21 protein-coding genes and 2 tRNA genes are annotated in these 26,576 nt (G+C 74.7%); 12 read left to right on the top strand and 11 right to left on the bottom strand.

Annotated features, from left to right (window positions below; all coding sequences use genetic code 11):
* The first annotated feature begins 200 nt into the window (after positions 1 to 200).
* Both VM95_RS20330 and VM95_RS20325 read left to right on the top strand, forming a co-directional pair.
* On the top strand, positions 201 to 1,220 hold the full coding sequence (locus VM95_RS20330) for a GlxA family transcriptional regulator (protein WP_045698852.1): 1,020 nt from the start codon (positions 201 to 203) through the stop codon (positions 1,218 to 1,220).
* Positions 1,220 to 1,849: a DJ-1/PfpI family protein gene (locus VM95_RS20325; protein ID WP_045698850.1), complete on the top strand. Its 630-nt coding sequence runs from the start codon at positions 1,220 to 1,222 to the stop codon at positions 1,847 to 1,849. Before VM95_RS20330 ends, VM95_RS20325 begins: the two co-directional genes overlap by 1 nt.
* A gap of 10 nt (positions 1,850 to 1,859) precedes the next feature.
* Here VM95_RS20325 and VM95_RS20320 read toward each other — a convergent pair whose 3' ends face one another.
* On the bottom strand, positions 1,860 to 3,077 hold the full coding sequence (locus tag VM95_RS20320; RefSeq protein ID WP_045698847.1) for an MFS transporter: 1,218 nt from the start codon (positions 3,075 to 3,077) through the stop codon (positions 1,860 to 1,862).
* A 218-nt stretch (positions 3,078 to 3,295) separates the two neighbouring features.
* Between VM95_RS20320 and VM95_RS20315 the strand changes: the two genes are divergently transcribed.
* Positions 3,296 to 6,532: a S41 family peptidase gene (locus VM95_RS20315; protein ID WP_045698845.1), complete on the top strand. Its 3,237-nt coding sequence runs from the start codon at positions 3,296 to 3,298 to the stop codon at positions 6,530 to 6,532.
* A 63-nt stretch (positions 6,533 to 6,595) separates the two neighbouring features.
* On the opposite strand, the gene VM95_RS41685 is transcribed toward VM95_RS20315, so the two are convergent.
* Positions 6,596 to 6,811: a hypothetical protein gene (locus VM95_RS41685; protein ID WP_045698843.1), complete on the bottom strand. Its 216-nt coding sequence runs from the start codon at positions 6,809 to 6,811 to the stop codon at positions 6,596 to 6,598.
* 175 nt (positions 6,812 to 6,986) lie between these two features.
* On the opposite strand from VM95_RS41685, the gene VM95_RS20305 reads away from it, so the two are divergent.
* Positions 6,987 to 7,766 (top strand): phosphoribosyl-dephospho-CoA transferase MdcG domain-containing protein, encoded by a 780-nt coding sequence (locus VM95_RS20305; protein ID WP_052706827.1) that lies wholly within the window; start codon positions 6,987 to 6,989, stop codon positions 7,764 to 7,766.
* 10 nt (positions 7,767 to 7,776) lie between these two features.
* On the opposite strand, the gene VM95_RS20300 is transcribed toward VM95_RS20305, so the two are convergent.
* From VM95_RS20300 to snpA (VM95_RS20285), 4 genes are all read right to left on the bottom strand, one after another.
* On the bottom strand, positions 7,777 to 9,819 hold the full coding sequence (locus VM95_RS20300; protein WP_045698841.1) for a phosphocholine-specific phospholipase C: 2,043 nt from the start codon (positions 9,817 to 9,819) through the stop codon (positions 7,777 to 7,779).
* Positions 9,820 to 9,983: 164 nt separating this feature from the next.
* Positions 9,984 to 10,643, bottom strand: coding sequence for a pentapeptide repeat-containing protein (locus VM95_RS20295; protein WP_045698839.1), 660 nt, complete (start codon positions 10,641 to 10,643; stop codon positions 9,984 to 9,986).
* Between the two features lie 139 nt (positions 10,644 to 10,782).
* A complete protein-coding gene (gene snpA, locus VM95_RS20290) occupies positions 10,783 to 11,424 on the bottom strand; it encodes a snapalysin (protein WP_208615492.1) in 642 nt (213 codons plus the stop codon).
* Positions 11,425 to 11,735: 311 nt separating this feature from the next.
* Entirely contained in the window at positions 11,736 to 12,410 is a 675-nt protein-coding gene (snpA, locus tag VM95_RS20285) for a snapalysin (RefSeq protein ID WP_045698837.1), read from the bottom strand.
* Positions 12,411 to 12,667: 257 nt separating this feature from the next.
* On the opposite strand from snpA (VM95_RS20285), the gene VM95_RS20280 reads away from it, so the two are divergent.
* On the top strand, positions 12,668 to 13,678 hold the full coding sequence (locus VM95_RS20280) for a LysR family transcriptional regulator (RefSeq protein WP_244178859.1): 1,011 nt from the start codon (positions 12,668 to 12,670) through the stop codon (positions 13,676 to 13,678).
* 19 nt (positions 13,679 to 13,697) lie between these two features.
* Here VM95_RS20280 and VM95_RS20275 read toward each other — a convergent pair whose 3' ends face one another.
* A complete protein-coding gene (locus tag VM95_RS20275; RefSeq protein ID WP_045698835.1) occupies positions 13,698 to 14,903 on the bottom strand; it encodes a low temperature requirement protein A in 1,206 nt (401 codons plus the stop codon).
* 573 nt (positions 14,904 to 15,476) lie between these two features.
* Between VM95_RS20275 and VM95_RS20270 the strand changes: the two genes are divergently transcribed.
* Both VM95_RS20270 and VM95_RS20265 read left to right on the top strand, forming a co-directional pair.
* Positions 15,477 to 15,550: transfer RNA gene (locus VM95_RS20270), tRNA-Lys, on the top strand.
* 71 nt (positions 15,551 to 15,621) lie between these two features.
* Positions 15,622 to 16,281: a GOLPH3/VPS74 family protein gene (locus VM95_RS20265; RefSeq protein WP_045698833.1), complete on the top strand. Its 660-nt coding sequence runs from the start codon at positions 15,622 to 15,624 to the stop codon at positions 16,279 to 16,281.
* A 27-nt stretch (positions 16,282 to 16,308) separates the two neighbouring features.
* Here VM95_RS20265 and VM95_RS20260 read toward each other — a convergent pair whose 3' ends face one another.
* Positions 16,309 to 17,175, bottom strand: a complete 867-nt coding sequence (locus VM95_RS20260; RefSeq protein WP_045698883.1) for an alpha/beta fold hydrolase — start codon at positions 17,173 to 17,175, stop codon at positions 16,309 to 16,311.
* Positions 17,176 to 17,349: 174 nt separating this feature from the next.
* On the opposite strand from VM95_RS20260, the gene VM95_RS20255 reads away from it, so the two are divergent.
* The 3 genes from VM95_RS20255 (at position 17,350) to VM95_RS20245 (ending at position 21,105) form a co-directional block, all read left to right on the top strand.
* Positions 17,350 to 17,423, top strand: a tRNA-Lys gene (locus tag VM95_RS20255).
* A gap of 248 nt (positions 17,424 to 17,671) precedes the next feature.
* Positions 17,672 to 20,014, top strand: a complete 2,343-nt coding sequence (locus VM95_RS20250; protein ID WP_045698882.1) for a transglycosylase domain-containing protein — start codon at positions 17,672 to 17,674, stop codon at positions 20,012 to 20,014.
* A 122-nt stretch (positions 20,015 to 20,136) separates the two neighbouring features.
* Positions 20,137 to 21,105 carry an EamA family transporter gene (locus tag VM95_RS20245; protein ID WP_045698831.1) on the top strand — a complete coding sequence of 323 codons (969 nt, stop codon included), beginning with the start codon at positions 20,137 to 20,139 and terminating at the stop codon, positions 21,103 to 21,105.
* A 40-nt stretch (positions 21,106 to 21,145) separates the two neighbouring features.
* Here VM95_RS20245 and lepB read toward each other — a convergent pair whose 3' ends face one another.
* A complete protein-coding gene (gene lepB, locus VM95_RS20240) occupies positions 21,146 to 21,946 on the bottom strand; it encodes a signal peptidase I (RefSeq protein WP_052707468.1) in 801 nt (266 codons plus the stop codon).
* Positions 21,947 to 22,048: 102 nt separating this feature from the next.
* Positions 22,049 to 22,384 carry a chorismate mutase gene (locus tag VM95_RS20235; protein WP_045698828.1) on the bottom strand — a complete coding sequence of 112 codons (336 nt, stop codon included), beginning with the start codon at positions 22,382 to 22,384 and terminating at the stop codon, positions 22,049 to 22,051.
* Between the two features lie 240 nt (positions 22,385 to 22,624).
* On the opposite strand from VM95_RS20235, the gene VM95_RS20230 reads away from it, so the two are divergent.
* On the top strand, positions 22,625 to 23,050 hold the full coding sequence (locus tag VM95_RS20230; RefSeq protein ID WP_045698880.1) for an OsmC family protein: 426 nt from the start codon (positions 22,625 to 22,627) through the stop codon (positions 23,048 to 23,050).
* A 391-nt stretch (positions 23,051 to 23,441) separates the two neighbouring features.
* Positions 23,442 to 25,427 (top strand): putative bifunctional diguanylate cyclase/phosphodiesterase, encoded by a 1,986-nt coding sequence (locus VM95_RS20225; protein ID WP_078860222.1) that lies wholly within the window; start codon positions 23,442 to 23,444, stop codon positions 25,425 to 25,427.
* Here the strand turns inward: VM95_RS20225 and VM95_RS20220 are convergent.
* Positions 25,424 to 26,530: an LLM class flavin-dependent oxidoreductase gene (locus VM95_RS20220; RefSeq protein ID WP_045698826.1), complete on the bottom strand. Its 1,107-nt coding sequence runs from the start codon at positions 26,528 to 26,530 to the stop codon at positions 25,424 to 25,426. The two genes, VM95_RS20225 and VM95_RS20220, sit on opposite strands and share 4 nt — an antisense overlap.
* Positions 26,531 to 26,576: the final 46 nt, after the last annotated feature.

Here is a 26,576-nt window from a genome sequence, read left to right as displayed (position 1 = left end):
CTAGCTCAGTTGGTTAGAGCAGCTGACTCTTAATCAGCGGGTCCGGGGTTCGAGTCCCTGGCGGCGCACAGACAGCCGGAAGGCCCTTCGCGAGAGCGAGGGGCCTTCCGGCGTTTTGCCGTACGCACCTGCCTGCCGGTGGCAGGAAAGGTGGGAAGCAGGTCATTGCTGCCGTCCCGGCCCGCTGACAGGCTGGCCGCATGAGAGCGCGCAGCGTGGTCGTCGTCCTCTACGAGGGCGTGCAGAGCCTGGACGTCACCGGCCCCGTGGAGGTGTTCGCGGGCGCCGCCGCGGCCGCCCGGCGGCCGGGCGCGTACCGGGTGACCACGGCCTCGCCGGGCGGCGCGCCGGTGCGCAGCTCCAGCGGGCTGCGGCTGCTGCCGGACGCGGACCTGGCCGAGGTCGGCCCCGTCCACACCCTGGTGGTGCCGGGCGGGGTGCGCCCCGGGGGCCCGGACGAGGACGCGGACCCGGACCTGGACGAGGACCCGGACGAGCGCCCGGACGCGGACCTGGTCGCGCGGATCCGGGAGCTGGCCGGGCGGGCCGAGCGGGTGGTGTCGGTGTGCACCGGGGCCTTCCTGCTCGCCGAGGCCGGGCTGCTCGCCGGGCGCCGGGCGACCACGCACTGGGCGTACTGCGAGGAGCTGGCCCGGCGGTTCCCGGACGTGGCGGTCGACCCGGATCCGATCCACGTCCGGGACGGGCACGTCGCCACCTCGGCCGGGGTCACCGCCGGGATCGACCTGGCCCTGGCCCTGGTCGAGGAGGACCTCGGCCGGGACACCGCGCTGCTGATCGCCCGCCACCTGGTGGTCTTCCTGCGCCGGCCGGGCAACCAGGCCCAGTTCAGCACCCAGCTGGCCGCCCAGGTGGCGGCCCGGCAGCCGCTGCGCGAGGTGCAGCGGTGGATCGCCGAGCACCCGGAGACCGACCTGTCGGTCGAGGCGCTGGCCGCCCGCGTGGCGCTGTCGCCGCGGCACTTCGCCCGGTCCTTCGCCGCCGAGGTGGGGGTCACCCCGGGCCGCTACGTGGACGGGGTCCGGCTGGAGGCCGCCCGGCGACTGCTGGAGGACACCGAGGACGGCATCGAGGAGATCGCCCGCTCCTGCGGCTACGGCACCCCGGAGGCGATGCGGCGCGCCTTCGTCCGGTCCCTGGCCGCCCCGCCCGCCGAGTACCGACGCCGCTTCCGTTCCACTCCCGATGGAGGTCGATGATGCGCATCGCCGTTCTGCTCTACCCCGAGTTCACCACCCTGGACGCGGTCGGCCCGTACGAGGTGCTCTCCCGGATCCCGGGCGCCGAGGTGGTGTTCACCGCCGCCGAGCGCGGGCCCGTCCGCAACGACATGAGCAGCCTGGCGCTCACCGCGGACGCCGCCCTGGACGAGGTGGACTCGGCCGACCTGCTGCTGGTGCCCGGCGGGCCCGGCACGAACGCGCAGCTGGCGGACGAGGCGCTGCTCGACTGGGTGCGCCGGGTGGACGCGACCACCACCTGGACCACCTCGGTCTGCTCCGGCTCGCTGCTGCTGGGCGCCGCCGGGCTGCTGGAGGGCCGCCGGGCCACCTCGCACTGGTGCTGTCTGGACGAGCTGAGCCGGTTCGGGGCCGAGCCGACCGGGGCGGAGCGGGTCGTCGTCGACGGCAAGTACGCCACCGCCGCCGGGGTCTCGGCCGGGATCGACCTCGCGCTGACGCTGACCGGCCGGCTCGCCGGGGACACGACCGCGCAGGCGATCCAGCTGCTGATCGAGTACGACCCGCAGCCGCCGTACGGCGCCGGCTCGCTCGCCAAGGCGTCGCCCGAGGTGGCGGCGGAGGCGAACGTGCTGCTGTTCGGCTAGACCCAGACGGCTAGACCCGGACGGCCCGACCGCGCTCGGCGGGGAAGCCGTGGCGGCGGGCGGCGAGGACCACCGCGAGGGCCGGCAGCAGCAGGGCGAGCACCGTCCAGGGCAGCGCGCCGGTGCCGAGGCGGCCGAGCACGAGGCCGCCGACCACCCCGCCGCCCGCCATCGCCGCGTTCCACAGGGTGACCAGCATCGCCTGGGCGGCGTCCGCCCGTTCGCCGCCCGCGTCGCCGACCGCGGTCTGCAGCAGGGTCGGCGCGCCGCCCCAGCCCAGGCCCCAGAGCAGGGCGGCGAGGTGGACCAGCGGCGCGCTGTGCGACCAGAGGCCGAGCAGCCCCGCGGCCAGGGCGATCAGCAGCGCGGCGCCGATCGTCAACTGCCGTAGCCGGCGGTCGATGTGGGCGCCGACGAACCAGATGCTCAGCAGCGAGGCCAGCCCGAAGACCAGCAGCACGGTGCCGACGCTCCCGTCCAGGCCGGCCCGGTCGAGGAAGGGGGCGACGTAGGTGAACAGGATGGTGTGGGCGAGCACGAGGAGCACCGTCACGGCGAGCACCGGGACCACCCCGGGCACGGCGAGCGCGCGCCGCACTCCCCCGCCGGCCTCCGGCCGCTCGCCGACCGCCCGGCCGGGCTGCTCGGGCAGCAGGGCCGCGATCCAGCCGACCACGCCGAGCGCCAGTGCCGTCATGGCCAGGAAGGGCACCCGCCAGTCGAGCGCGTGGCCGAGGAAGGTGCCGACCGGCACTCCCAGGGACAGCGCCACCGGCACCCCCGCCATCGCCACCGCCATCGCCCGGCCCTGCTGGTCGGCCGGCACCAGCCGCCGCGCGTACCCGGCCAGCAGCGCCCAGGCCAGGCCGGCCGCGACGCCCGCGAGGAAGCGGGCGGCCAGGGTGAGCGGGTAGCTGCCGGAGGCCGCGGTGACGGTGTTGGCGGCGGCGAAGCCGGCCATCGCGGTGAGCAGCAGCCGCTTGCGGCCCCAGCCGGCGGTGGCCGCGGTGAGCGGGATCGCGGTCGCGGCGGTGCCGACCGCGTAGACGGTGACGGTCTGCCCGGCGGCCGACTCGCTCACCCCGAGCGACCCGCCCATGCCGGGCAGCACGCCGGCGGGCAGGGTCTCGGTGAGCGCGGTGACGAAGACGGCAGTGGCCAGGGCGAGCAGCGCCGGAAGCGGAAAGTCCTTGCGGGATACCGTGGTTGTGAGCTGTGTGGTCGCCATGGGGCCATGCTCGGACCTCACACCGGTGTCAGGTTCAAGCACGGAGGAGGATTCGCCACTGGCGCGTGCCCCGGCGCGCCCTCGGACACCCCCGGCCCGGCACCCGAGTTGGACGAGACCACTGAAGGGGATCCGCCGGTACGCCGTCAACGGTCCGGACCGGTCGCAGTCAGCCCGCCCGGGTTGCCGGGGGTGACACCCCGTCGAAGGATGGAGAGGTGACCCAGCCCGGCTACCTCCGCCACCCCCACCTGCACGGTGACCTGCTCGCCTTCACGGCCGAGGACGACGTCTGGGTCGCCCCGCTGGACGGCGACGGCGGCACCGGCCGGGCCTGGCGCATCACCTGCGACCGCACCCGGGTCAGCCACCCCCGCTTCTCCCCGGACGGCACCGTCCTCGCCTGGACCAGCTGGCTCGGCCCCACCCCCGAGGTGTGGACCGCCCCGGTCGGGGGCGGCGAGGCCGCCCGGCTCAGCTTCTGGGGCAGCCAGGACACCCGGGTGCGCGGCTGGCTCCCGGACGGCGAGGTGCTGGCCGTCACCTCCTACCACGAGCCCTTCGGCCACTACACCTGGGCGCACGCCCTGCCGCCGGACGGCTCCCCCGGCCGCCGGATGCCCTGGGGCCCGGTCGGCGACGCCCAGATGAGCCGCACCCGCACCGTCCTGCTCACCGGCACCGCCCCGCACGCGCCCGCCGCCTGGAAGCGCTACCGCGGCGGCGCGACCGGCCGGCTCTGGGTCGACGGCGAGCGGATCCTGCCCGACCACCCCGGCCACCTCTCCTCCCCCATGCCCGTCGCCGGGCCCCACGGGGACCGGATCGCCTTCCTCTCCGACCACGAAGGCATCGGCAACGTCTACTCCTGCCGCCCGGACGGCACCGACCTGCGCCGGCACACCGACCACGCCTCCTACTACGCCCGCGAGGCCGCCGGCGACGGCACCCGGATCGTCTACCAGCACGCCGGCGACCTCTGGCTGCTGGACGGCCTGGACGCCCCCGCCCCGCGCCGGCTGCACGTCCCGCTCGGCGGCGCCCGGGCCGGCCGCCGCCCGTACCAGGTCGGCGCCGCCGCCCAGGTCAAGGACCTCGCCTGCGACCAGAGCGGCCGGGCCGGGGTGATCACCGTGCGCGGCAGCCAGTACTGGCTCACCCACAAGGACGGCCCGGCCCGCGCGCTCGCCGACACCCCCGGCGTGCGGACCAGGCTGCCGGTGGTGCTCGGGCACACCGGCGAGGCCGCCTGGATCACCGACGCCGAGGGCGCCGACGCGATCGAGGTGATGCCGCTGCCCGGGCACGAGGCCGCCCCCGGGCACGAGAGCGGCCCGAAGCACCGCCACCGGGTGCTCGCCGCCGGCCGGCTCGGCCGCGTCCTGGAACTGACCGCCGCCCCGGACGGCACCCGCCTCGCCGTCGCCTCCTCGGACGGGCGGCTGCTGCTGGTCTCCGCCGCGGACGGCGCGGTCCGCGAACTCGCCGCCTCCGGCTACGGGCCCGTCTCCAGCGCCCGCTTCTCCCCCGACTCGCACTGGATCGCCTGGTCCCAGCCGGTCGCCGGGCGCTCGCTGCGCCGCATCCGGCTCACCCGCACCGACGCGCCCGCGCCGATCACCGAGGTCACCGACGGGCGCTTCGAGGACGAGCAGCCGGTCTTCACCCGGGACGGCCGCTACCTGGCGTTCCTGTCCTGGCGCGGCTTCGACCCCGTCCACGACGTGCACACCGGCGACCTCTCCTTCCCGCTCGGCTGCCGCCCGTACCTCGTCCCGCTCGCCGCCGACACGCCCTCCCCGTTCGCCGCCCCGAGCGAGGACGGCACCCCGCGCGGCAACGGCGGCGGGGACGGCACCGTCCGCGTCGACCCGCAGGGCATCGGCGAACGGCTGCTGCAGTTCCCGGTGATCTCCTCCAAGTACTCGGCCACCGACGCGGTGCGCGGCGGCCTGGTCTGGCTGCGCTGGCCGATCTCCGGCACCCTCGGGCAGACCTTCGCCAACCCCGACGACACCTCCGCCCGCCCCTCGCTGGAGCACTTCGACCTGGCCCGGGGCACCCGCACCACCCTGGTCGACAAGCTGGACGGCTACGCCGTGTCCGGGGACGGCGGCTCCATCGCCGTCTACTCGGCCGGCACCCTGCGGATCGTCCCCGCCACCGCGCCCTCCGCCGGGACGTCCGTCGACCTGCGCCGGATCACCCACACCGTGCACCCGGCCGCCGAGTGGCGCCAGGCCTACCACGAGGCCGCCCGGATCGTCCGGGACCAGTTCTGGGACGAGCGGATGTCCGGCCTGGACTGGCCCGCCCTGGTCGCCCAGTACGAGCCGCTGCTGGAGCGCGTCTGCACACCCGACGACTTCGCCGACCTGCTGCGCGAACTCCTCGGCGAACTCGGCACCTCGCACGCCTACGTCACCCCCTCCCGCCGCGGCGAGGGCCCCACCCTCGGCCAGCAGCCGCTCGGCCTGCTCGGCGCCACCGCGCACCGCAGCCCGGACGGCCGCTGGCTGCTCGACCGGGTGCTGCCCGGCGAGTCCTCCGACCCGCGCGCCCGCGCCCCGCTCGCCGCCCAGGGCGTGCGCGACGGCGACGAACTGCTGGAGGTCGGCGGCCGCCCGGTCGACCCGCACCGCGGCCCGCTGCCGCTGCTGGCCGGCACCGGCGGCACCACCGTCGAACTCGCCCTGCGCACCGGCCCGGACGGCCCGGTGCGGCGGATCGCGGTCACCCCGCTGACCGACGAGCGGCCCATCCGCTACCAGGACTGGGTGACCCGGCGCCGCGCCCTGGTCCGGGAGTTCAGCGACGGCCGGTGCGGCTACCTGCACATCCCCGACCTCGGCGGCTCCGGCTGGGCGCAGTTCAACCGCGACCTGCGGCGCGAACTCGACAAGCCCGCCCTGGTGCTGGACGTGCGCGGCAACGCCGGCGGCAACGTCTCCGAACTCGTCCTGGAGAAGCTCACCCGGCAGGTCCTCGCCTGGGACTTCAGCCGCGACCGCCGGCCCGTCCGCTGGCCCCGCCACGCGCTGCGCGGCCCGCTGGTCGCGCTCGCCGACGAGGCCACCAGCTCGGACGGCGACGTCGTCATCGCGGCGATCAAACTGCTCGGCCTCGGCCCGGTCATCGGCACCCGCACCTGGGGCGGGGTGGTCGGGATGACCGGGCGGCACACCCTCGGCGACGGCACCCAGATCTCGGTGCCGAAGAACGCGTCCTGGTTCGGCGGCGGGCTCGGCTGGTCGGTGGAGAACCGCGGCGTCGAACCGGACGTGCACGTGCTGCGCGCCCCCCGGGACTGGGCGCGCGGCCACCACCCCGAACTGGTCGCGGCCGTCCAGCTGGCCCTGGAGCTGCTGGAGGACGCGCCCGCGGCGACGCCCCCGCCCGAGGACACGCCCCGGCCGGACCTGCGGCGCCCGCCGCTGCCGCCGCGGGGCCGGTAGGACTCGCGTGGGACTCGCCGGTAGGACTCGCCGGTGGGACTCGCCGGTAGGACTCGAAGGGGCTCAGCCCCAGGGGTCGCCCTCGGCCGTCATGTTCTCGGCGGCACGCCGGTCGGCCTCGTCCTGCGCCGTCCGCTCCTGCGACTCCCGGCTGCGCTCGACGTCGTCGGTGTACGCGTCGGCGGCCTCGTCGTGGGCGAGGGCGGCCCGCTGGGCGGCGTCCGCGCCGGTCTCCTCGTGGTGCGGGGCGCGGTGGAACAACCTGTCGAAGATGCCCATGACTCCTCCTCCGGAACGACGGAATGCGGAACGACGGAATGCCGGGCTGCCCCCACTCTCACACCGGGGCCGTACGGATGCACCTCGAACCATCGGCCCCGTTGGGTCCTTGGTCCCGGTCGGTCGCGCCCAACGGCCGTGGCCCGGCGGCCCGCGCCGGGCGCAGGGTGGCGGTGTGAGGAACGCGATCGACGACCCGCACGACGGGCCGCGCCGGCAGGTCGGCCCGCTGGCCGCGCTGGACGGGCGGCTGCCCGGCCCGCACGACCTGCTGCTGATGCAGTGCCCCAGCTCGCTGCGCCCGGTGGCCGGCGGCGAACTGCCCGACTGGGCGCGGACGGTGCTGCGCGCCCACCCGTGGGTGACGGTCGGCCGGGCACCCGCCGTGACCGGCGCCCCGGCCGACCTGCCGCACCCGCGGCGCTGCACCCGCGACCCGGAGGCGGCGCCCGAGCACTGGATCCCGGTGACCGTGCGCGGCCCCCGCCCCGGGCAGCGGCTGGAGGCGCTGGCCCCCTGGGCGGCCGTGGCCCGGACCCTGCGGCCGGAGCGGCTCGCCGAGCGGCACGGCCGGCCGGCCCCCGAGCGGATCGCCGCCGTCCCCGCCCTGGCCCTGCTGCCGGAGGCCGGACGGCTGGTCGCGGACCACCGGCTGCCCTGGGGCCCGATCGGCGCGGTCGGCTACGAGCTCGCCTCCGGCGTACCGGTCACCGGTCCGCTGAGCCCGCTGCGGCTGGTGCTGCGCGCCCCGCAGCCGGTCAGCCGGCGGGACGCGCTGCAGCTGCGCCGGGCGCTGAGCAAGCTGCCGGTGCCGGTGCAGGCCGAGCTGGTGACCCGGCACGGCGCGGTGCTGCTCGCCGAGTACGCGGCGGCGCCGCTGACCGTCACCCTGCTGACGCCGTACGGGCCCCGGGAGGTCCACGATCCGTGGTTCCCCCGGGGCCCGTACGCGTAAGCGGTGCGGATCAGCCGCTGACGCTGGCCGCGCCCGTCTCCAGGTGGCCGGTGAAGCGCTGCGACCAGCTGCCGTCGACGTCCACGGTGACGGTGAAGTCGTACCAGCCGTTGTTGTAGGCGACGGCGTTGAAGAAGTCGCTGACGCTGCCGCCGGCCGGGACCTGGTACGTCCAGGGGCCGTCCGTGCGGTAGTTGTTGGACGTGATGGTGAAGGTGATCGGCGTGCTGCCCGCGTTGGCCATCCTGAAGTAGACCGCGAGCTTGCCGGTGCCCGGCTCGACCGCGTACGAGGCGGTGACGGCGGCGTTCTTGCCCGGCTGGGTGAGGTCGCCGGTGAAGCGGCGCAGGAAGCGGTTCGGGCCGACCACGGACAGGTCGTACTTGCCGTTGCCGAAGCCGTTGGTGCCGCAGTTGAAGAAGTCGGTGACCTGGCCGCCCGGGTCCACCGTGTACTGCCAGGGGCCGCCGCCGCGGTAGGCGTTGGCGTAGGCGGAGAAGTGCGCGGCGCGGGCGGCGCCGTCGTCGGTCATCTTCAGCCAGACGTGCATGACGCCGCCGGCGTTGGTGTCCCAGTGGTCCAGGTTGGCGTTCGGCTGGTACGGCAGGGCGCGGGCCGGGCGGGTGCCGGGCTCCTGGGCGGGCAGCGCGTTGTTGGTCGGCGAAGGGTTGGGCAGCGGGCCGCAGGTGGACAGCCCGATGGTCTGCGAGGTGTCGGGCAGCGCGGGCATGCCGTAGACCGGGTTGGCGAAGTCGAAGACCGAGGTGAGGTCGCCGCAGACCTTCCGGCGCCAGGCGCTGATGTTGGCGCACCGGGCGGGCCGGCCGAGCGCGGCGGTCCACACCTCCAGGAAGCGCAGCACCGAGGTGTGGTCGAAGGTCTCGGAGTTGACCCAACCGCCGCGGCTCCACGGGGAGATGGCGATCAGCGGGACGCGGAATCCGAGGCCGATGTTGGTGGAGTTGTAGAACTCGTCCGCGGTGCCGGCGGGCGCGGCGGGCGGCGGGACGTGGTCGAAGAAGCCGTCGTTCTCGTCGTAGTTGAGCAGCAGGACGGTCGAGTTGAACACGGTGGGGTCCGCGTTCAGGGCGTCCATCACCAGGTGGACGAAGTGCGCGCCGTCCTCGGGGGTGGCGTACGGGTGCTCGGAGGACTGCTGGTCGGCGACGATCCAGGAGACCTGCGGCAGGGTGCCGGCCAGTACGTCGGCCTTGATCGCGGCGGCGATGTCGTCCGGGGTCCGGCCGGTGACCTTGGGGACGGAGCCCATGCCCTTGACGGCCAGCGGGCTGCCGGCCGGGGCGCCGGAGAACTGGTTGAAGTAGGCGAGGGCGTTGTCGCCGAAGTTGTCGGCGGCGTTCTGGTAGACCTTCCAGCTGACGCCGGCGTTCTCCAGCGCCTCGGCGTAGGTCTGCCAGTGCAGGCCCTTCTCGTCGCCGCCGTCGTAGGCCGGGCCGCCCGCGGTGCCGGCCGGGTCGATCCAGCCCGACCAGTGGTAGGTGCGGTTGGGGCCGGTCGCGCTGAGCACCGAGCAGTGGTAGGCGTCGCAGATGGTCCAGTTGTCGGCGAGCGCGTAGTGGAACGGGATGTCGGCGCGCTGCAGGTAGCCGAGGGTGCGGACGGTGCCCTTGGCGGACACCCAGGAGTCCATCTTGCCGCCGTTCCAGGCCTTGTGCTGGTCGGACCAGGCGTGCGAGAGGTCGCCGTTGCACTGCGCGATCTGCTCGCCGCTGCTCGCGCTGAGCGCCCACGGGTACTGGCGGGCGAACAGGCCGTTCGGCTGGTTGAAGACGCTGTAGCCGCCGGGGATCTGGATGGCGGCCCGGTCGGCGAAGCCGCGGACGCCCTTGAGCGTGCCGAAGTAGTGGTCGAAGCTCCGGTTCTCCTGCATGAGGATCACGACGTGCTGGACGTCGGTGATGGTCCCGGTGGTGCTCGTCGTCGCGGCCGCCGCCGGGCTGCCGCCGGCGGCGACGGACCCGCCGGTCACCGCCGCTCCCGCCGCGGCGCTCGCGGAGAGCGCCATGAACTTCCTGCGATTCAGCTCTGCCATCTGACCGGCCCGTCCAATCCCGAGGTGTGTATACAGGTCGTGTCCCAGCACCCGAACGGCGAGCATCGTTGCGCAGGTGGGAGCGGCGGGACAGACCCCTCGCTCAAGCTTTGGCGGACTGTTCACCGGCCCATCGCCGAACGACCGACCGGTGAACGAGTTGTTCAGACATCCTTCACCTGGATCCCCAGCGCATGGGCGAACTGCGGCGCCAGGTCCAGCAGTTGGCTGGAACTGATGAGGGCGCCGCGCAGCCCCTGGTGGCCGTCCGGCAGGTCGAGCCGGGCGGCGCCGCGCAGGTCGACCTTGCTCAGGGTGGCCCCGCGCAGCCGGACCTCCTCCAGCGTCGAGCCGGGGAAGGACACCCCGGTCAGCTTCGCCTCGCCGAAGTCCACGTCGCGCAGCAGGCAGTCCTCGAAGACCACGTCGCGCAGCACCGCCGCGCGCAGGTTGACCGCCTCCAGCTTGCAGCCGCGGAACACCACCCGGCGCAGCGCCGAGCCGTACCCGGCAATACCGGCCAGCACGCCGCCGGTGACGGCGCTGTCCTGCCAGTCGCTGTCGCTCAGGTCGCAGGCGACCCAGCGGCCGGCCTGCACCCAGACCTCGTTGAACCGGGCCTGGCGCAGCTTGACGCCGCTGAGTGCGACCCCGGTGAAGGCGCACTCCAGGAAGGCCGCGCCGGCGCCCGACTCGTCGGTGTGCTCGCCGCCGTCGAAGTGCGCGGTGTCGTAGCGCGCGTCGGCGCGCAGCGGCCCGGTGTGCGGGCGCAGCAGGTCGGCGTACGGCAGGTCGGCGAGCTGGTCGGGGACGGCACGGGGCATGGCGGAACCTTTCGGGACGGGTCTCGCCCGCATGCTCGCACGCCCCACCGACACCGCCCCGGAGGGCAGCGTCCCGGAGGGCAGCGCCCCGGGCCGGCCGCGGGGGTCGGCCGGCCCGGGGTCACTCACGGGTGCCGGGTCAGCCGCGGGCCCAGAGGGAGTTCACCCGGCTGCGCTCGGTGCCGTTCGGGTACGGGTTGGTGCAGGAGGTGCCGGGGCCGCCGCCGGACATCAGCTCGCTGCACGGCCCGGAGTAGTGGTCCGGCAGGCCGAGCACGTGGCCGGTCTCGTGCGCGGTCACCCGGACGGAGTTGTACTGCCGGTTCTGCTGGTAGTCGAGGAAGATGTAGCCGCGCCCGTGGCCGTCGGTGCTGGCGTAGGAGCCGCGGCTGTCGTTGCCCTCGTAGTAGCGGAAGTCGGCGGCCGAGCCGGAGCGCAGCTGGACGTTCTGCACCGAGCTGTTCCAGATCTGCGCGGCCTGGGCTATCTGGTTGCGGAAGCTGGGCGCCGAGCTGGCGTCGTAGGTGACGGTGACGGTCGCCAGGCCCGGGTTGGCGGCCTGCTTGGCCTTCGCGGAGGCCATCACGGCCTGGAAGAAGGCCTGGTTGTCCGCGGCCTCGGCGGACGAACCGGCGTACGTCGAGCCGGAGTTCGCCGAGGCGGTGTAGCCCTGCACGGCGGCGGGGGCGGCCGGGGCGGCGGACGCGGCGGTGGCGGGCAGGACGGCGAGGCCGGCCGCGAGGGCCAGGCCGAGGGTCGCGGACAGGACGGATCGCTTCATGTGGGGGCTCCGAATCCCTGGAGTGCCGCGCCGGGTTGGGGGCCGGCGCGGGGGGCACCCGGTGAACGGGTGGTGTTCCCAGAGCTTCGGGCAGCCCCCGGGGCGAGCGGATGATGCCAGTCGGCGATAGCCCGATCCAATAGCCCGTGATTCCCCGGGATTTGAGGCGGCTTTAAGCGGCCTTGACCCGCCCATGCCCCTGGCATTCCGTTCGGCCGGCGGCTAGGCTCCCCGGCGGGGAAGTTACGAGCGGCGGGCCGACCGTTTCCGGCCGGTCGGCCCGCCGTGCCCGAACTCCCTGGTGGCCGGCCCTACTTGGCCGTGGCCACGCCGTTCGCCCAGAGGTCGTCGACCTGGCTGCGCTCGTTGCTGTCGGGGTACGGGTTGGTGCAGGACGGGCCGGGGCCACCGCCGGACATCAGCTCGCTGCACGGACCGGAGTAGTGGTCCGGCAGGCCGAGCACGTGGCCGGTCTCGTGCGCGGTGACGCGCAGCGAGTCGTACTGCTGGTTCTGCGAGTAGTCGAGGAAGACGTAGCCGTGGCCGTGGCCGTCGGTGCTGGCGTAGGAGCCGCGGCTGTCGTCGCCCTCGTAGTACGAGAAGTCGCCGGTGCCGCTGGACTGCTGGAGCTGGACGTTGCGCACCGAGCCGTTCCAGATCTGCGCGGCGTTGGCGATCTGGTCGGTGAAGGAGGGGGCGCCCGAGGTGTCGTAGGTGACGGTGATGGTCTGCAGCCAGGGGTTGGCGGCCTGCTTGGCCTTCGCGGAGGCCATCACGGCCCGGAAGAAGGCCTGGTTGTCGGCCGCCTCCTGGGCCGAACCGGCGTAGGTCGAACCGGCATGCGCCGAACCGGAGTTCGCCGAGGCGGTGTAGCCCTGCACGGCGGCGGGCACGGCCGGGGCGGCGGACGCCGCGGTGGCGGGCAGGACGGCGAGGCCGGCCGCGAGGGCCAGGCCGAGGGTCGCGGACAGCACTGATCGCTTCATGTGGGGGCTCCGTGGCTCGCGACGCGCCGGCCCGCCGGGGCCGGTGGGGGCCGGCGGACGGCGGTGGCGCGCGGTGGGGGCCGCCCCGGCCGGGCCGGGGCGGTGTGCTGCCCCGAGCTTCGACCCGCCGGGGGCCGTCGCGGATGATGCCAACCGGCGATAGCCCGGCCTTATGGCGGAGGAGGCGCGGGACTCGGCGGAGTTGAGTGTCTGTCATGTCCTTGGCGAGGCCGGTCGACGGCGTCTATGCTCCGGACGTGGAGCTCGACGTGAGACACCTGCGGGTGCTGTGCGCGATCGCCGACACCGGCAGCCTCCGCAAGGCCGCGCTCCAGCTCGGCATGACCCAGCCCTCCCTCACCACCCAACTGCACCGGATCGAACGGGCCATCGGCGGAAGCCTGTTCACCCGCGAGCAGACCGGCAGCCGGCCCACCGCGCTCGGCCACTCGGTGCTGTCCCGGGCCCGCCCGGTGATCGCCGAGATGGCGGCCCTCGTCTCCGCCGCCCGCCAGGAGGCCCGCGAGACCGCCGGCTCGGGGCGGCACCGGCGGCTGCGCATCGGCAGCGTCGGCAGCCGGGCGGTCGCGGCCTGGCTGCGCCGGGTGCACGAGCGGCTGCCGGACACCGACACCACCATCCACGTCGACATCTCGGCCAGCGCGCTGCTGCGGATGGTCGCCGCCGACCAGCTGGACGTGGCCTTCGTGTACGAGAGCGAGGGCTTCCCGCTGCGGGTGCCGCCGGACGCCGAGCACCGCGTCCTGATGGCCCGCGAGCCGCAGTTCGTCGCGCTCTCCGCCGGGCACCCGGCCGCCGCCCGGCCGGTCGTCCACCTGGCCGACCTCGCCGGGGACACCTGGATGGTGGACCCGACCGCCGACCACGAGTACGCGGCGATGCGCCGGGTGTTCAGCGAGGCCGGCCTCAACCCCCGGGTGGTGCAGGTGCGGGACAACGCCACCGCCGCCGAGCTGGTCGCCTCCGGCGAGGCCGTCCGGCACTGCCAGCCGACCTCCCTGCCCGGGCCGGGCACCGTCGTCCGCCCGGTGCACGGGGATCCGCTGGCCGTCCGGCTGCTGTTCACCTGGCGGCCGCGGGTGCTCAGCCCGCCCGCCCTGGACGCGCTGTACGCCGACCTGCGAGCCGCCTACCTGGATCTGGCCAAGGTCAACCCGGCGTACCTGGCCTGGCTGGCCCGGCACGAACCGGTGCTGCTGGACAGGGACCAGGACCGGGCCCAGGACCGGGTTCAGGACCGGGTCTAGGCCCGGGAGCGGTTTCCGGTCAGGCCGCCGCGGTCTCCCGGCTGTGCAGCACCACCCCCACCACGACCATCAGCGCGCAGACCAGGCCCGCCGCCAGCACCCCCGAGCCGCCGAACGCCGTGCAGGCCAGCACCAGGACGGCCGTGGTCGGCGCCACCGCCTGCGCGAGCAGGCCGCGCTTGGTGTGCCGGGAGTGCAGGTACCAGACGGTCAGCAGGTAGACGGCGGTCGGCACGGTGACGGTCGCGGTGGCGGCCGTCTCGGAGATCTCCGTCTTGTGCACGGCCGACTCGACCGCCACCTCCAGCCCGGTGCCGATCGCCGCCGCCGAGGCGAACACCACGTAGTGGCCGTAGCCCCAGGCGAAGGCCTGCCGGTTGGAGCGCAGGTGGCCGTGGACGGGCCGGGCGAAGTAGATCCACCAGGCGGCGAAGCAGATCAGCAGGCCGCCGACCGCCACCAGCAGCAGCCGGCCCAGCCCCTCGTGCTCGTCCACCGCCGACTGCACCGCCACCGTCGCCGCGGACACCGTCTCGCCGAGCACGATCAGGGTGAACAGCCCGTACCGCTCCGCGATGTGGTGCGGGTGCCAGGCGGTCTGCGTCCGCAGCTCGGCGACCACCGGCACGGCCAGCTCGCACAGCGCGCCGACCGGAATGATCACCGGCCGGGCGGCGTCGGGCAGGAGCAGCATCACCACCCAGCCGACCTGGCAGAGCGTGATCCCGACCGCGTAGCGCAGCGCGACCCGACGCGCCTCGCCCTGCTCGCTCGCCGCCGCGCGCAGCCACTGGGTGACCATCGCGAGGCGCATCACCACGTACCCGGTGATCGGCAGCGCCAGGTCGTGGGTGGCGAACAGCCGCGGCACCCCGGCCGCGAGGATCAGCACCCCGGCGATCTGCACCAGCGTGGTGACCCGGTACGGCACGTCGTCGCAGTCGTAGGCGGAGGCGAACCAGGTGAAGTTCATCCAGGCCCACCAGATCGCGAAGAAGGACAGCACGAAGCCGCGCAGGCCGTCCCCGTAGTGCCCGGCCGCCAGCGCGTGGGCGAGCTCGCGCCCGGCCTGGCCGACCGCGACCACGAAGCAGAGGTCGAAGAAGAGTTCCAGGGGGGTCGCCACCCGGTGCGGCTCGTCGCGGTCGCGCGGGACCATCCGGCGCACCGGGCGCGGATCGACGTAGTGCGGTCGCGGTGCTGCGGCGGCGGAATCGCTGGCCATCGGTGCTGCTCCACAGGGTGCCGGGGTGGGCTGTCCCGCGCATCCTGGCAGCGGCGGGGGCCGGACGCACGCACCGGCGCGACGCGCCGCAGCGACCCGAACACCCGCGTCAACCCGGCCCGAACACGGTCGAGATGATGGAGAATGTCCCTTTTTTCCTTACCGTCAGCCGTAGTTGACGGCGCGGTGCGCGAAGTGGGTGACAGCCCGGCGGGTTTCCGGGCGCGCCCGGCGCGCGCTGCGGCGACCGGCCGGAGCACCCCGCTACATTCGTGCCCGGTTGGAAGCGAGCGCGGGCCCCGCGGGGCCCCACGACACGGGCGGCCTGCGGGCAACGCGGAAGGTCAAGGCTGGTGGCGGAACGGCGGGGGCGGCGCGACCGACCCTCCGCTGCCCGCGCCACCCGCCTCGTGATCACCGCGCTGCTCGCCAGCGCCCGCCGTGCCGTCCACCACCACCGCTTCCACCAGCACTTCGACCGCCACCCCGGCGTCCGTCGATCACTCGCGGTCACCATCCGGATACGATTCGGCGGATCGGCCGGGCGGCATGTAAGGTCTTCCACGTCAGCAAGCGCCGCTAGCTCAGTTGGTTAGAGCAGCTGACTCTTAATCAGCGGGTCCGGGGTTCGAGTCCCTGGCGGCGCACCCGACAACCTCAGACCGTCCACTCCGGTGGGCGGCCTGAGGCGTTTCCGGGGCGGGTAGTGCTAGTCCCCATGACCTCCTTCGACACGCGCCCCCTGGCCGAGGACCTGCTGCTGCTCTGCGCCGAACCGACGACCGGACGGCTTCGGCTCCCCACCACCTTCCCGACCGTGATCGCCGGCGCCGCCCTCGCCGAGCTGCACCTGGGCGGCGCGATCACCCTCGACGGCCGCCGGATCACCGGCTTCCGGGCGCCGGGCGACCGCGACGAGTTCGCCCCCGGGGTGCTGGCCGAGCTGGAACGGGCGGGCGAGGCCCGGCGGCCGACCACCCTCGACCACGCGCTCCGCAAGCTGCCCCGACGCGCCGGCCCCCGGTACCACCTGGACCGGCTGACCGGGCAGGGCGCGCTCACCGTCACCACCCACCGATTCCTCGGACTGCCCCACCGCCGCTGGACCGCCGTACGGCCGGACACCGCGGCGCTGATCGCCGGGCGGGTGGCGGCGACCCTGGCCCGCACCGCCGACTCCGGCCCCGCCACCCCGGCCGAGGAGCGGGACCACCAGCTGGCCGGGCTGATCGGCGCGGCCCGGCTGGACCGCCGGCTCTACCCGGGAGCGGCGGGCGCCCCGACCCGCCGGGCGGTGCGACAGCTGGCCCGGAGCCTGCCGGTCGCCGGCGCGGTGAAGCGGGCCCTGGACCGGCGCCGGTCCGCGGCGAGCGCCTGAGGCCGGCGTCCGCGTCGCCCCGGGGGCTCAGCCCGTTTCGAGGACGGCGGAGGCCACCGCGTCCGGGCGGTCGAACATCACCAGGTGCCCGGCCGGGGCGGTGCTGCGGTACTCGGCGCCGAGCAGCGCCGCCAGCTCCCGCTGCTCGGCCAGCCGGGCCTCGGTGCGGCGGTTGCGGCAGCCGTCGTCGGCCGCCAGGACGGTGACCGGCAGCCCCGGGGGCAGCGGCCGGGTGCGGCGCAGCCCGTCCAGCTCGGCGGCGACGTCGAGGTAGCGGGCGTTCTCCCGCAGCAGCGCGCGCAGCGCCCGTCCGGTGCGGTAGCAGTGCCGGGCCAGCGGCGCCGGGGCGAGGTCCTCGTGGCGGACGGTGGAGAGCCGGGCCGCCGCCCGGCGGGCGGCCGGGCCGAACAGGTAGGGCACCGCGACGGCGGTGGCGGCCCCGGCGAGCGCGCGGACCGCGAGGTCGCGGGCCCCGGGCGCGGGGTACGGGCGGGCCGCCGGCTCGACGCTGCCGTCGACCAGCACCAGGGCGGCGGTCCGCTCGGGGTGCAGCCGGGCGAAGGCCTCGACGTGGAAGCCGGCCAGCGAGTGGCCGACCAGGGTGCAGGGCCCGGGCAGCCCGAGGCCGTCCAGCACGGCCCGGATCCGCTCGGCCTCGCCGGCCGCCGTGGGCGCGGGCCCTCCCGCGGCGGGCTCGGGGGCGCTCAGCCCGTAGCCGGGCCGGTCGAAGCGGACGACGGTGCGGTAGGGCGTGAGGAACGGGACGACCAGGTCCCAGTCGAACCAGCTGCTGCCGAGGCCGCCGGTGAGCAGGCACACCGGGCCGCTGCCCTCGGTGCGCACGTGCAGCGGCACCCCGCCGATCCGCAGGAAGCGGGCCCTTTCGTCGTGCAGGTCCGGGGAGGGGAGCGACGGCTCGCGGTGTGCTGGCCGGGGGCTGGGCACCGTTCCACCCTAGCCCCGGGCCGACTCCACCCCAATCGGCAGGAAAGGGATGATTCGGACGGCCGTGGCCCCGGATGGTCCGGAGCACCCCTCGGAACCGTGTATTGTTTTCCAGGTCAGCAGGCGCCGCTAGCTCAGTTGGTTAGAGCAGCTGACTCTTAATCAGCGGGTCCGGGGTTCGAGTCCCTGGCGGCGCACAGACATCGGGGAGCCTCTCGCAGCAGCGAGGGGCTCCTCGAATTTTTTTGGCCCTCGACGTCCGTTTTGCGTGTGATGTCGGTCTCGATCGCCGCTCGGGCGGAGCCATTCGGCCCGCCGGGTCGTCCTGGGCAGTACACCGGAATCGGGACGAAGGTCCCCGTACCGTCGCCCCCAGTCTGTGCAGGCCGGCGAGTCCGCCCGCAGGAAAGGCCGCGCTTTGTCCCGAAACGCCCAGGGCGGCCGGATGCCGTCGATCAGTCTCCGGCCGGTCAAGCGGCTCAAGCGGTCCACCGGCCCGGCCGTCGGCGGCAAGAAGCCGCGCCGCCCCAAGCGCACCGGCTGGCGCCGGCTGATACCCACCTGGCGGATGACGCTGCTCGGCTTCGTCTGCGCGCTGCTGCTCGGCGTCGGCCTGTTCGCGCTGGGCATCGCCCTGGTGAAGGTGCCGGACGCGAACGCCACCGCCGTCGCGCAGAGCAACACCTGGCTGTACTCGGACGGTTCGGTGATCACCCGCACCGGCCAGACCAACCGGCAGAACGTGACGCTGGACAAGGTCTCCCCCGCCGCGCAGCACGCCGCGCTGGCCGCCGAGGACCGCAACTTCTACAACGAGGGCGCCGTCAACGTGCAGGGCCTGGTGCGGGCCGCCTTCAACACCGCCAAGGGCGAGGGCACCCAGGGCGGCTCCACCATCACGCAGCAGTACGTGAAGAACACCTACCTGAACCAGAAGCAGTCGATCAGCCGCAAGGTGCAGGAGCTGTTCATCGCCGTCAAGGTGGACGCCACCGAGAGCAAGGACGACATCCTCGCCGGCTACCTGAACACCTCCTACTACGGCCGCGGCGCCTACGGCATCCAGGCCGCCGCCCAGGCCTACTTCGGCCTCGACGCGTCCGCGCTCAACCCGGCCCAGGGCGCCTACCTGGCGACCCTGCTGAACGCGCCGAGCGCCTACGACGTGGCCACCGCGACCCCGGCCGGCAAGCAGAACGCCGTCAACCGGTGGAACTACGTGATGGACGGCATGGTCAAGGAGAACTGGCTGTCCGCCGACGAGCGGGCCAAGGCCGCGTTCCCGGACGTCAAGGACCCGCAGCCCAACCCGGGCCTGTCCGGCCAGGCCGGCTACCTGGTGGACGCGGCCACCCAGTACCTCACCTCGAACGGGATCATCAACGAGACCGAGCTCGCCAAGGGCGGCTACACGATCAAGCTGAGCATCGACCCGGCCCGCCAGCAGGCGCTGCAGGACTCCGTCCAGGCGCAGCTGCACGACACCCTGAACCCGGACAAGCGGAAGAAGGACGCGGCCGCGCAGGCCGGCGCCGCCTCCGTCGACCCGAAGACCGGCGCGGTCGTCGCCCTGTACGGCGGCGTCGACTACGTGAAGCACTACGTCGACAACGCGACCCGGCGCGACTACCAGGCCGGCTCGACCTTCAAGGCGATCGCCCTGGCGGCCGCGTTCGAGAACAACGCCAAGACCCAGGACGGCCGCACCGTCACCCCGCGCACGGTCTACGACGGCACCAGCGGCCGCAAGGTCCGCGGCGGCAAGGGCACCCCGTACGCGCCGCCGAACGAGGGCGACAAGAGCTACGGCCAGATCAGCCTGCAGCAGGCCACCGACTGGTCGGTCAACTCGGCCTTCGCCCAGCTCGCCCAGGACACCGGGCTGCAGAAGGTGAAGGACACCGGCATCGCGCTGGGCCTGCCCGCCAACACCCCGGGGCTCGACCCGGTGCCGTCCATCCCGCTGGGCGCGGCCACCCCGAGCGTGCTGGACATGGCCGGCGTGTACGCCGCGCTGGACAACGGCGGCAAGCAGATCACCCCGTGGATGGTGCAGTCGGTGGACCGCGAGGGCGAGGCCGTCCAGCTGCCCGCGCACAAGACCACCCAGGCGATCAGCACGGACACCGCGAACCAGGTCACCTCGATGCTGCAGGGCGTCGTGAGCGACCCGGGCGGCACCGGCTGGCGGGCGAAGGCACTGGGCCGTCCGGTGGCGGGCAAGACCGGCACCACGGACGACCAGAAGTCCGTCTGGTTCGTCGGCTACACCCCCGAGCTGGTCACCTCGGTCGCGCTGTTCGGCCAGGACCCGGGCACCGGCGCCCAGGTCTCGCTCAGCGGCGTCGGCGGGATCGACGGCGCGGCGGGCGGCCAGTACCCGGCGCAGATCTGGACCAGCTACATGAAGGCCGCGCTCAAGGGCCAGCCGGTGAGCGACTTCGCGACCCCGGCCGACGACGCCGGCGACGCGGGCGCCACCGACCTGCCGACCGCGCCGAGCACGCCGACCGGCACCCCGTCCACCGGCCCGACCGGCGGCGCCAGCACGCCGCCGAACGACGGCACCGGCTGGAGCGGCAACAACGGCACCGGCGGCGGGGCGACCACGGCCCCGACCACGCAGCCGACCACCCGGCCCACCACCCGGCCCACCACCCGGCCGACCCCGACCGGCCAGCCGACCACCCCGCCCACCACCCAGCCGACGACGCAGCCGACCACCCAGCCCACGGGCGGCACGGACACGGGCACCGGCACGAACACGGGTGCCGCGGCGGGCAACTAGGTCCCCCGTAGTGGCGTGGTCGCCGGCCGCCGGCGACCACGCCACTACGGACAGTTCAGAGCAGGACCGAATGACGGAATGGCACCTTACCGAGGTGCCGGTACGACTGTCAGAATGCGTCGGTGCTCAGCTCAACCGCCTCGTCGGCCCGGCCCTCGGGCCGCACCCTCGGCCTCACCCTCGCCCTGGTCTCCGCCGTCGCCTTCGGCGGCTCCGGCACCGCCGCCAAGCCGCTGATCGAGGCCGGCCTGTCCCCGCTGCACGTGGTGTGGCTGCGGGTCACCGGCGCCGCCGTCGCCCTGCTCCCGATCGCCTACCGGCACCGGGACGCCGTCCTGCGCCGCCCCGGCCTGCTGCTCGGCTTCGGCCTGCTCGCGGTGGCCGGCGTCCAGGCCTGCTACTTCGCCGCGATCTCCCGCATCCCGGTCGGCGTCGCGCTGCTCATCGAGTACCTCGGGCCGCCGCTGCTCATCGGCTACGTCAAGTTCGTCCAGCGCAGGCCGATCGGCCGCGGCGCGGCCATCGGCGCCGGCGTCGCGGTGACCGGGCTGGCCTGCGTGGTGGAGGTGTGGAACGGCCTGAGCTTCGACGCGCTGGGCGTGCTCTTCGCCCTCGGCGCGGCCTGCTGCCAGGTCGGCTACTTCGTGCTCGCCGACGCCGGGCGGCGCGGCGAACGCCCCGTCGACCCGCTGGCCGTCAGCGCGTTCGGGCTGCTCATCGGCGCCGTGCTGCTCACCGCCTTCACCCGGCCCTGGCAGGCCGACTGGAGCCCGCTCGGCGGGTCCGTGGTGATGAACGGGCACACCCTGCCCGCGCTGCTCCCGGCCGCCTGGATGGTGCTGGTCGCGACCGTGCTCGCCTACCTGACCGGCGTGGTCTCGGTCGGCTACCTCTCGCCGCCGGTCGCCGGGGTGGTGGCCAACCTGGAGGCGGTGGTCGCCACCGTGCTGGCCTGGGTCCTGCTCGGCGAGCACCTGGGCCTGCCGCAGATCGCGGGCGGCCTGCTCGTCCTGGCCGGCGCCTTCGCCGCCCAGACCGGCAAGGCGCCGGAAACGACGGACGTCCCGGCGCCGGAGCGGGCTTCGGTCTAGGCGATCAGCCAGGCGATCAGCCAGACGATCAGCCAGGCGGTCAGCGACCGACCCAGCCGAACCAGTCGAAGTGGCCGACCGGCCACACCACGGCCGCGACCGGACCGACCACGTTGTCCACCGGCACGGCGCCGCCGCCCGGGCCGCGCTGGTGGTAGCGGGAGTCCGCCGAGTCGCTGCGGTGGTCGCCCTCGACCCAGATGTGGTCCGCCGGCACCGTCACCGGGCCGAAGTCCAGGCCCGCGCAGGAGTCGTCGCCGGGGTGCAGGTACGGCTCGTCGACCTTCTTCCCGTCCACGGTCAGCGTGGTGCCCGAGCACTGCACGGTCTGGCCGCCGGTCGCGATCACCCGCTTGACCAGGTAGTTGTCGTCCTTCGGCGGGACCAGCCCGACGAAGGAGAGCACCGAACTCGCCGCGCCGGTCAGCGGGTTCGAGTCGGCGGGCTGCGGCGGCAGCCAGCCGCCCGGGTCCTTGAACACCACCGGCTGCCCCGGCTCCGGCTTCCAACCGGTCAGCGGCGCCAGCTTGTTCACCCCGACCCGGTCGCCGACCCGCAGCGTGTTCTCCATCGAGCCGGACGGGATGGTGAACACCTGGAACAGGCAGGTCTTGATCAGCAGCGCGACCGCCAGGCCCACCACCACCATCACCGGCAGCTCGATCCACCACGGCCGGGGCCTGCGCCCCGGCCGCCCGGCCTTCCGGCCGCGGATGCCGCGGGCACGGCGCCGGGCCTCGGCCCGGCCACCGGGAGCGGGACGCCCGGCGGCCTCGGCGGCGACGTCCGGGGCCGGACCGGGGTCGGACCCGCTGGGCGTTTCGGGCAGGTTCACCGCCATCGTCGCTGCTCCACCTCTCCGGCTGGGGAAACCTGCACGCTACGCCAACCCCGGAGCGTGGAGAAATCGGGCGTTTAGCCGCCCCCGACATCCCGGGGCGGGTCAGGCGCGGGCGATGGCCTCGTGGTGCCGGATCACCTCGGCGATGATGAAGTTGAGGAACTTCTCGGCGAAGACCGGGTCCAGCTTCGCCCCGGCGGCGAGCTCGCGCAGGCGCTTGATCTGGTCCCGCTCGCGCACCGGGTCGGCCGGCGGCAGCTTGTGCTCGGCCTTCAGCCGGCCCACCCGCTGGGTCGCCTTGAACCGCTCGGCCAGCATGTGGACCACGGCCGCGTCGATGTTGTCGATGCTCTCGCGCAGGCTGGTCAGCTCCGCCCGCACGGCGTCGTCGATCCCCTCGGTCGGGCCGGCGGCGGGGGTCGTGGGGTGGTCCGTCATCGGGGCGGCTCCCGGTGTCTGGGTGGGGCGCCCGACCGTACGGCGGCCGGGCTCGGGCCCGGGCAAATCTAACAGGGCACCCGCTCCGGATCCCCATGCCGGACGGCCCGGTTCCAGCATCCGGACACGTCGCTGGACCGGTGGTGCGCGCACGGCCCGTAGGCTGTTGCGCGCATGACCGGATGCGACGACCCCGCAGTCCCCGTATCAGCAGTCCCCCCAGTGATGGAGGTACCGATCGTGGCAACCACCCGCACCGCGCACACCGAGTGGGAAGGCAACCTGCTCGACGGCAAGGGCCTGGTGACCTTCGACTCGTCCGGGATCGGCGAGTTCCCCGTCTCCTGGCCGGCCCGCGCCGAGCAGCCGAACGGGAAGACCAGCCCGGAGGAGCTGATCGCCGGCGCCCACTCGGCCTGCTTCTCGATGGCCCTCTCGAACGGCCTGACCGGCGCCGGCACCCCGCCGGCCAAGCTGCACACCAAGGCCGACGTCACCTTCCAGCCCGGCAAGGGCATCACCGGCATCCACCTGACCGTCGTCGGCGAGGTGCCCGGCCTGGACGAGGCCGGCTTCGTCAAGGCCGCCGAGGACGCCAAGGCCAACTGCCCGGTCAGCCAGGCCCTGACCGGCACGACCATCACCCTGACGGCCTCGCTGGGCTGACCCCTCCGGGGGGGGCGCGAGCCCCCGCCGGACGCGCCCGTCCGATCCGGCCCGTTCCGGCGCGCGACCGGCGCCCGGGGGCGCGGCTTCGGCGCGCACACTCCCGGCGCACGTCATGTGATGTGCACCGGGAGCGTGCGCGCATACCGCCACACATGATCACAAAGCGGTTGAATCACCCTGGCGGCGGTCACCGCGCGTTGCCGTCGCGGCCTATGATCGGCCGCAGCGCCCTGTTCTTCACGCGGGTCACCGCGCGACAGCGCCCCACGGCGGGCGCCCCGCCGGCGGACCGACTCCGAGGACCGCGACAGAGTGCGGAGCCGGCCGCCGGAGCCCCGTTCGGCCGGCCTGACCAGCATCGAGCGTCAGCAGCGGACGGGAGCATGCCGTGCCGGGCCAGAACGAGGGGGCCGACGCACACCACTCGGGCGTGCAGCACGAGGAGCCACCACACCACCGCCCCGGCACGGCCGGCGCGGGCGCGGCCTGCGGCACGCTGGAGGAGCCGGAGGTGCTGCTCTGCCCCACCTGCTCGGCCCCGCTCACCGGCGGCGCGCACCCCAGCCCGTCCGACCCGTCCGGCGAGGCGGCCCCGCTGGCCGCGCTGCGCGCCAGCGAGTCCCGGTTCCGCGCCGCCTTCTGCGACGCCGTCATCGGCATGGCGCTGATCGGGCCCGACGACCGGATCATCGAGGTCAACCCCGCCTTCGCCGCCCTGGTCGGGCGCAGCGTCGGCGAGCTGGTCCGCACCCACCTGCACGAGATCGTCGACCCGGAGGGCATGCCGAGCAGCCTGTTCCCGGAGCTCGTCGACGGCGGGCGGGAACGGTTCCGCGTGGAGAAGCAGCTCCGGCACCGGGCCGGCCACACGGTGTGGAGCAAGCTCACCGTCTCGCTGATCCGGGACGGCGCCGGCGAACCGCTCTACATCCTCGCCCTGGTGGAGGACCTGACCGAGCAGCGCCGGCTCGGCGACCGCCTGGAGTACCAGGCGCTGCACGACCCGCTGACCAGGCTGCCCAACCGGACGTCCTTCTTCGAACGGCTCGACGCCGCCTGCCTCACCGCCGCGGACGCGACGGCCGACGGCTCCGGAAGCGCGGACGGGCGCCGGGTGGGCGTCTGCTACCTGGACCTCGACGGCTTCGCGGCGATCAACGAGACCCTCGGCCACCACATCGGCGACCAGCTGCTGATCGCCGTCGCCGCCCGGCTGCGCAGCGGCTTCACCGGCCCCGGCGCCCCGCTGGTGGCCCGGATGGGCGGCGACGAGTTCGCCCTCCTGGTCACCGACAGCCTCGGCAACGAGCAGCTGACGGCGGTGGCCGCCCGGATCCTGGAGCTGCTGGAACGTCCCTTCGACATCGCCGGGCACCGGCTGGTGGTCACCGCCAGCGTCGGCGTGGTGGAGCGGTCCGTGCACGAGACCACCCCGACCGACCTGGTCAAGGACGCCGACGCCACGCTGTACTGGTCGAAGGCGGACGGCCGCGCCCGCTGGACGCTCTACGACCCGGACCGCGGCGCCCACCAGCTCACCCGCCAGCTGCTCGCCACCGCGCTGCGGCCGGCCCTGGAGCGGGGCGAGTTCACCATCGAGTACCAGCCGCTGGTCGGCCTGGCGGACGGCACCGTGCACGGCGCCGAGGCCCTGGTCCGCTGGCGGCACCCCCGCTACGGGACGCTCTCGCCGGACCGTTTCATCCCGCTCGCCGAGGAGTCCGGCGCGATCGTGCCGCTCGGGAAGTGGGTGCTGGAGGAGTCCTGCCGGCAGGCGCGGCGGTGGCTGACCGAGTTCCCCGAGACGGAGACCTTCGTCAGCGTCAACCTGGCCGCCCGGCAGATCTGGGACTCCGACGTGGTCGCCGACGTGGCCCGGGCGCTCGAGCGGACCGGGCTGCCGGCCCGGCTGCTCCAGCTGGAGATCACCGAGAGCGCCCTGCTCGGCCCGGGCGGCCGGCCCTCGCAGGCCCTCCAGGCGCTCGCCGACATGGGCGTGCGGATCGCGATCGACGACTTCGGCACCGGCTACTCCAACCTGGCCTACCTGTCCCGGCTCCCGGTGCACGTGCTGAAGCTCGACGGCACCTTCATCAAGAGCTTCCGGGACCCGGCCCCGGCCGCCCGGCCGAACCTCCCGGGGCCCGGGGCCCGGCGCAGCGACGCCGACGAGCAGATCGTCGGCGCCATGGTGCAGCTGGCCCACACGCTGGGCCTGACCGTCACCGCCGAGGGGATCGAGAGCGCCGCCCAGGCGGAGCGCCTGCGGCTCACCGGCTGCGACACCGCCCAGGGCTGGTACTTCGCCCGGCCGGGCGAGGCCGAGCTGGTCGCGGCCATACTGCGCGAGGGCCGGCCGGCGGCCGCCTCCTAAGCGGACGCCTCCGCAACGGACGCGGTCAGGCCGTACGCCTCGGCGATCAGGCCGTAGGAGCGGAGCCGGGCCTCGTGGCCGTGGACGTGCGAGGTGACCATCAGCTCGTCCGCGCCGGTGCGCTTGCGCAGCGCCTCCAGGCCGTCCGCGACCCGGCCGGGGGCGCCGAGCACCACGTTCTCGAACCAGGTGTCGACGAAGTCCGCCTCGGCCGGGCTGTACGGGTACTCCTCCGCCTCCTCCGGGGTGGGGATCGGGCCGGGGGTGCCGCGCCGCAGCCGGAGCATCGCGAGGGCGGCGGAGCGGGCCAGGCGGCGGGCCGCCGGTTCGTCGTCGGCGGCGACGGCCGTCACGCCGATCAGCGCGTACGGCTCGGAGAGCACCGCGGAGGGGCGGAAGGACGAGCGGTAGAGGTCCAGCGCGGGGATCGTGTTGGCGCCGCTGAAGTGGTGGGCGAAGGCGAACGGGAGGCCGAGGCGGCCGGCCAGCTGGGCGCTGAAGCCGGAGGAGCCGAGCAGCCAGACCGGCGGGCGGCCCTCGCCCTTGGGGACGGCGGTCAGCCCGCGGTACGGGTGGCCGGCGGGGAAGTCGCCGTCAAGGAAGTGGGTCAGCTCGGCGAGCTGCTGCGGGAACTCGTCCGGGCCGTCCGTGCGGCCGCGGCGCAGCGCCCGGGCGGTGGCCGGGTCGGTGCCGGGGGCACGGCCGAGGCCGAGGTCGATCCGGCCGGGGTGCAGGGCCTCCAGCAGGCCGAACTGCTCGGCGACGGTCAGCGGGGCGTGGTTGGGCAGCATGACGCCGCCGGAGCCGAGCCGCAGGGTGGTGGTGCGGGCGCCGAGGTGGGCGAGCAGGACGGGCGGGGAGGAGCTGGCCACGCCGGGCATGCCGTGGTGTTCGGCCACCCAGAAGCGGTGGTAGCCCCAGCGCTCGGCCTCCCGGGCCAGCGTCGTGGTGGCGGCCAGGGCCTCGGCGGGGGTGTAGCCGGAGCCGACCGTGGCGAGGTCGAGGATCGAGAGCGGGGCGGGGGCGGTGCCGCGCGCGGTGCCCCGGATCGCCGCCTCGGCTCCCGGCCCGGTTCCGTGCGTCTGCTGGTCCTCGCTGGTCATGCCGTCCGTCCTCCGGGCTGTCCTCGGGCCGGCCTGGCCGCCGGCT

The organism is Streptomyces rubellomurinus, from assembly GCF_000961885.1.
In the GTDB taxonomy this organism is placed as follows: Bacteria; Actinomycetota; Actinomycetes; order Streptomycetales; family Streptomycetaceae; genus Kitasatospora; species Kitasatospora rubellomurina.
This window is presented reverse-complemented; position numbering and strand designations above follow the sequence as displayed.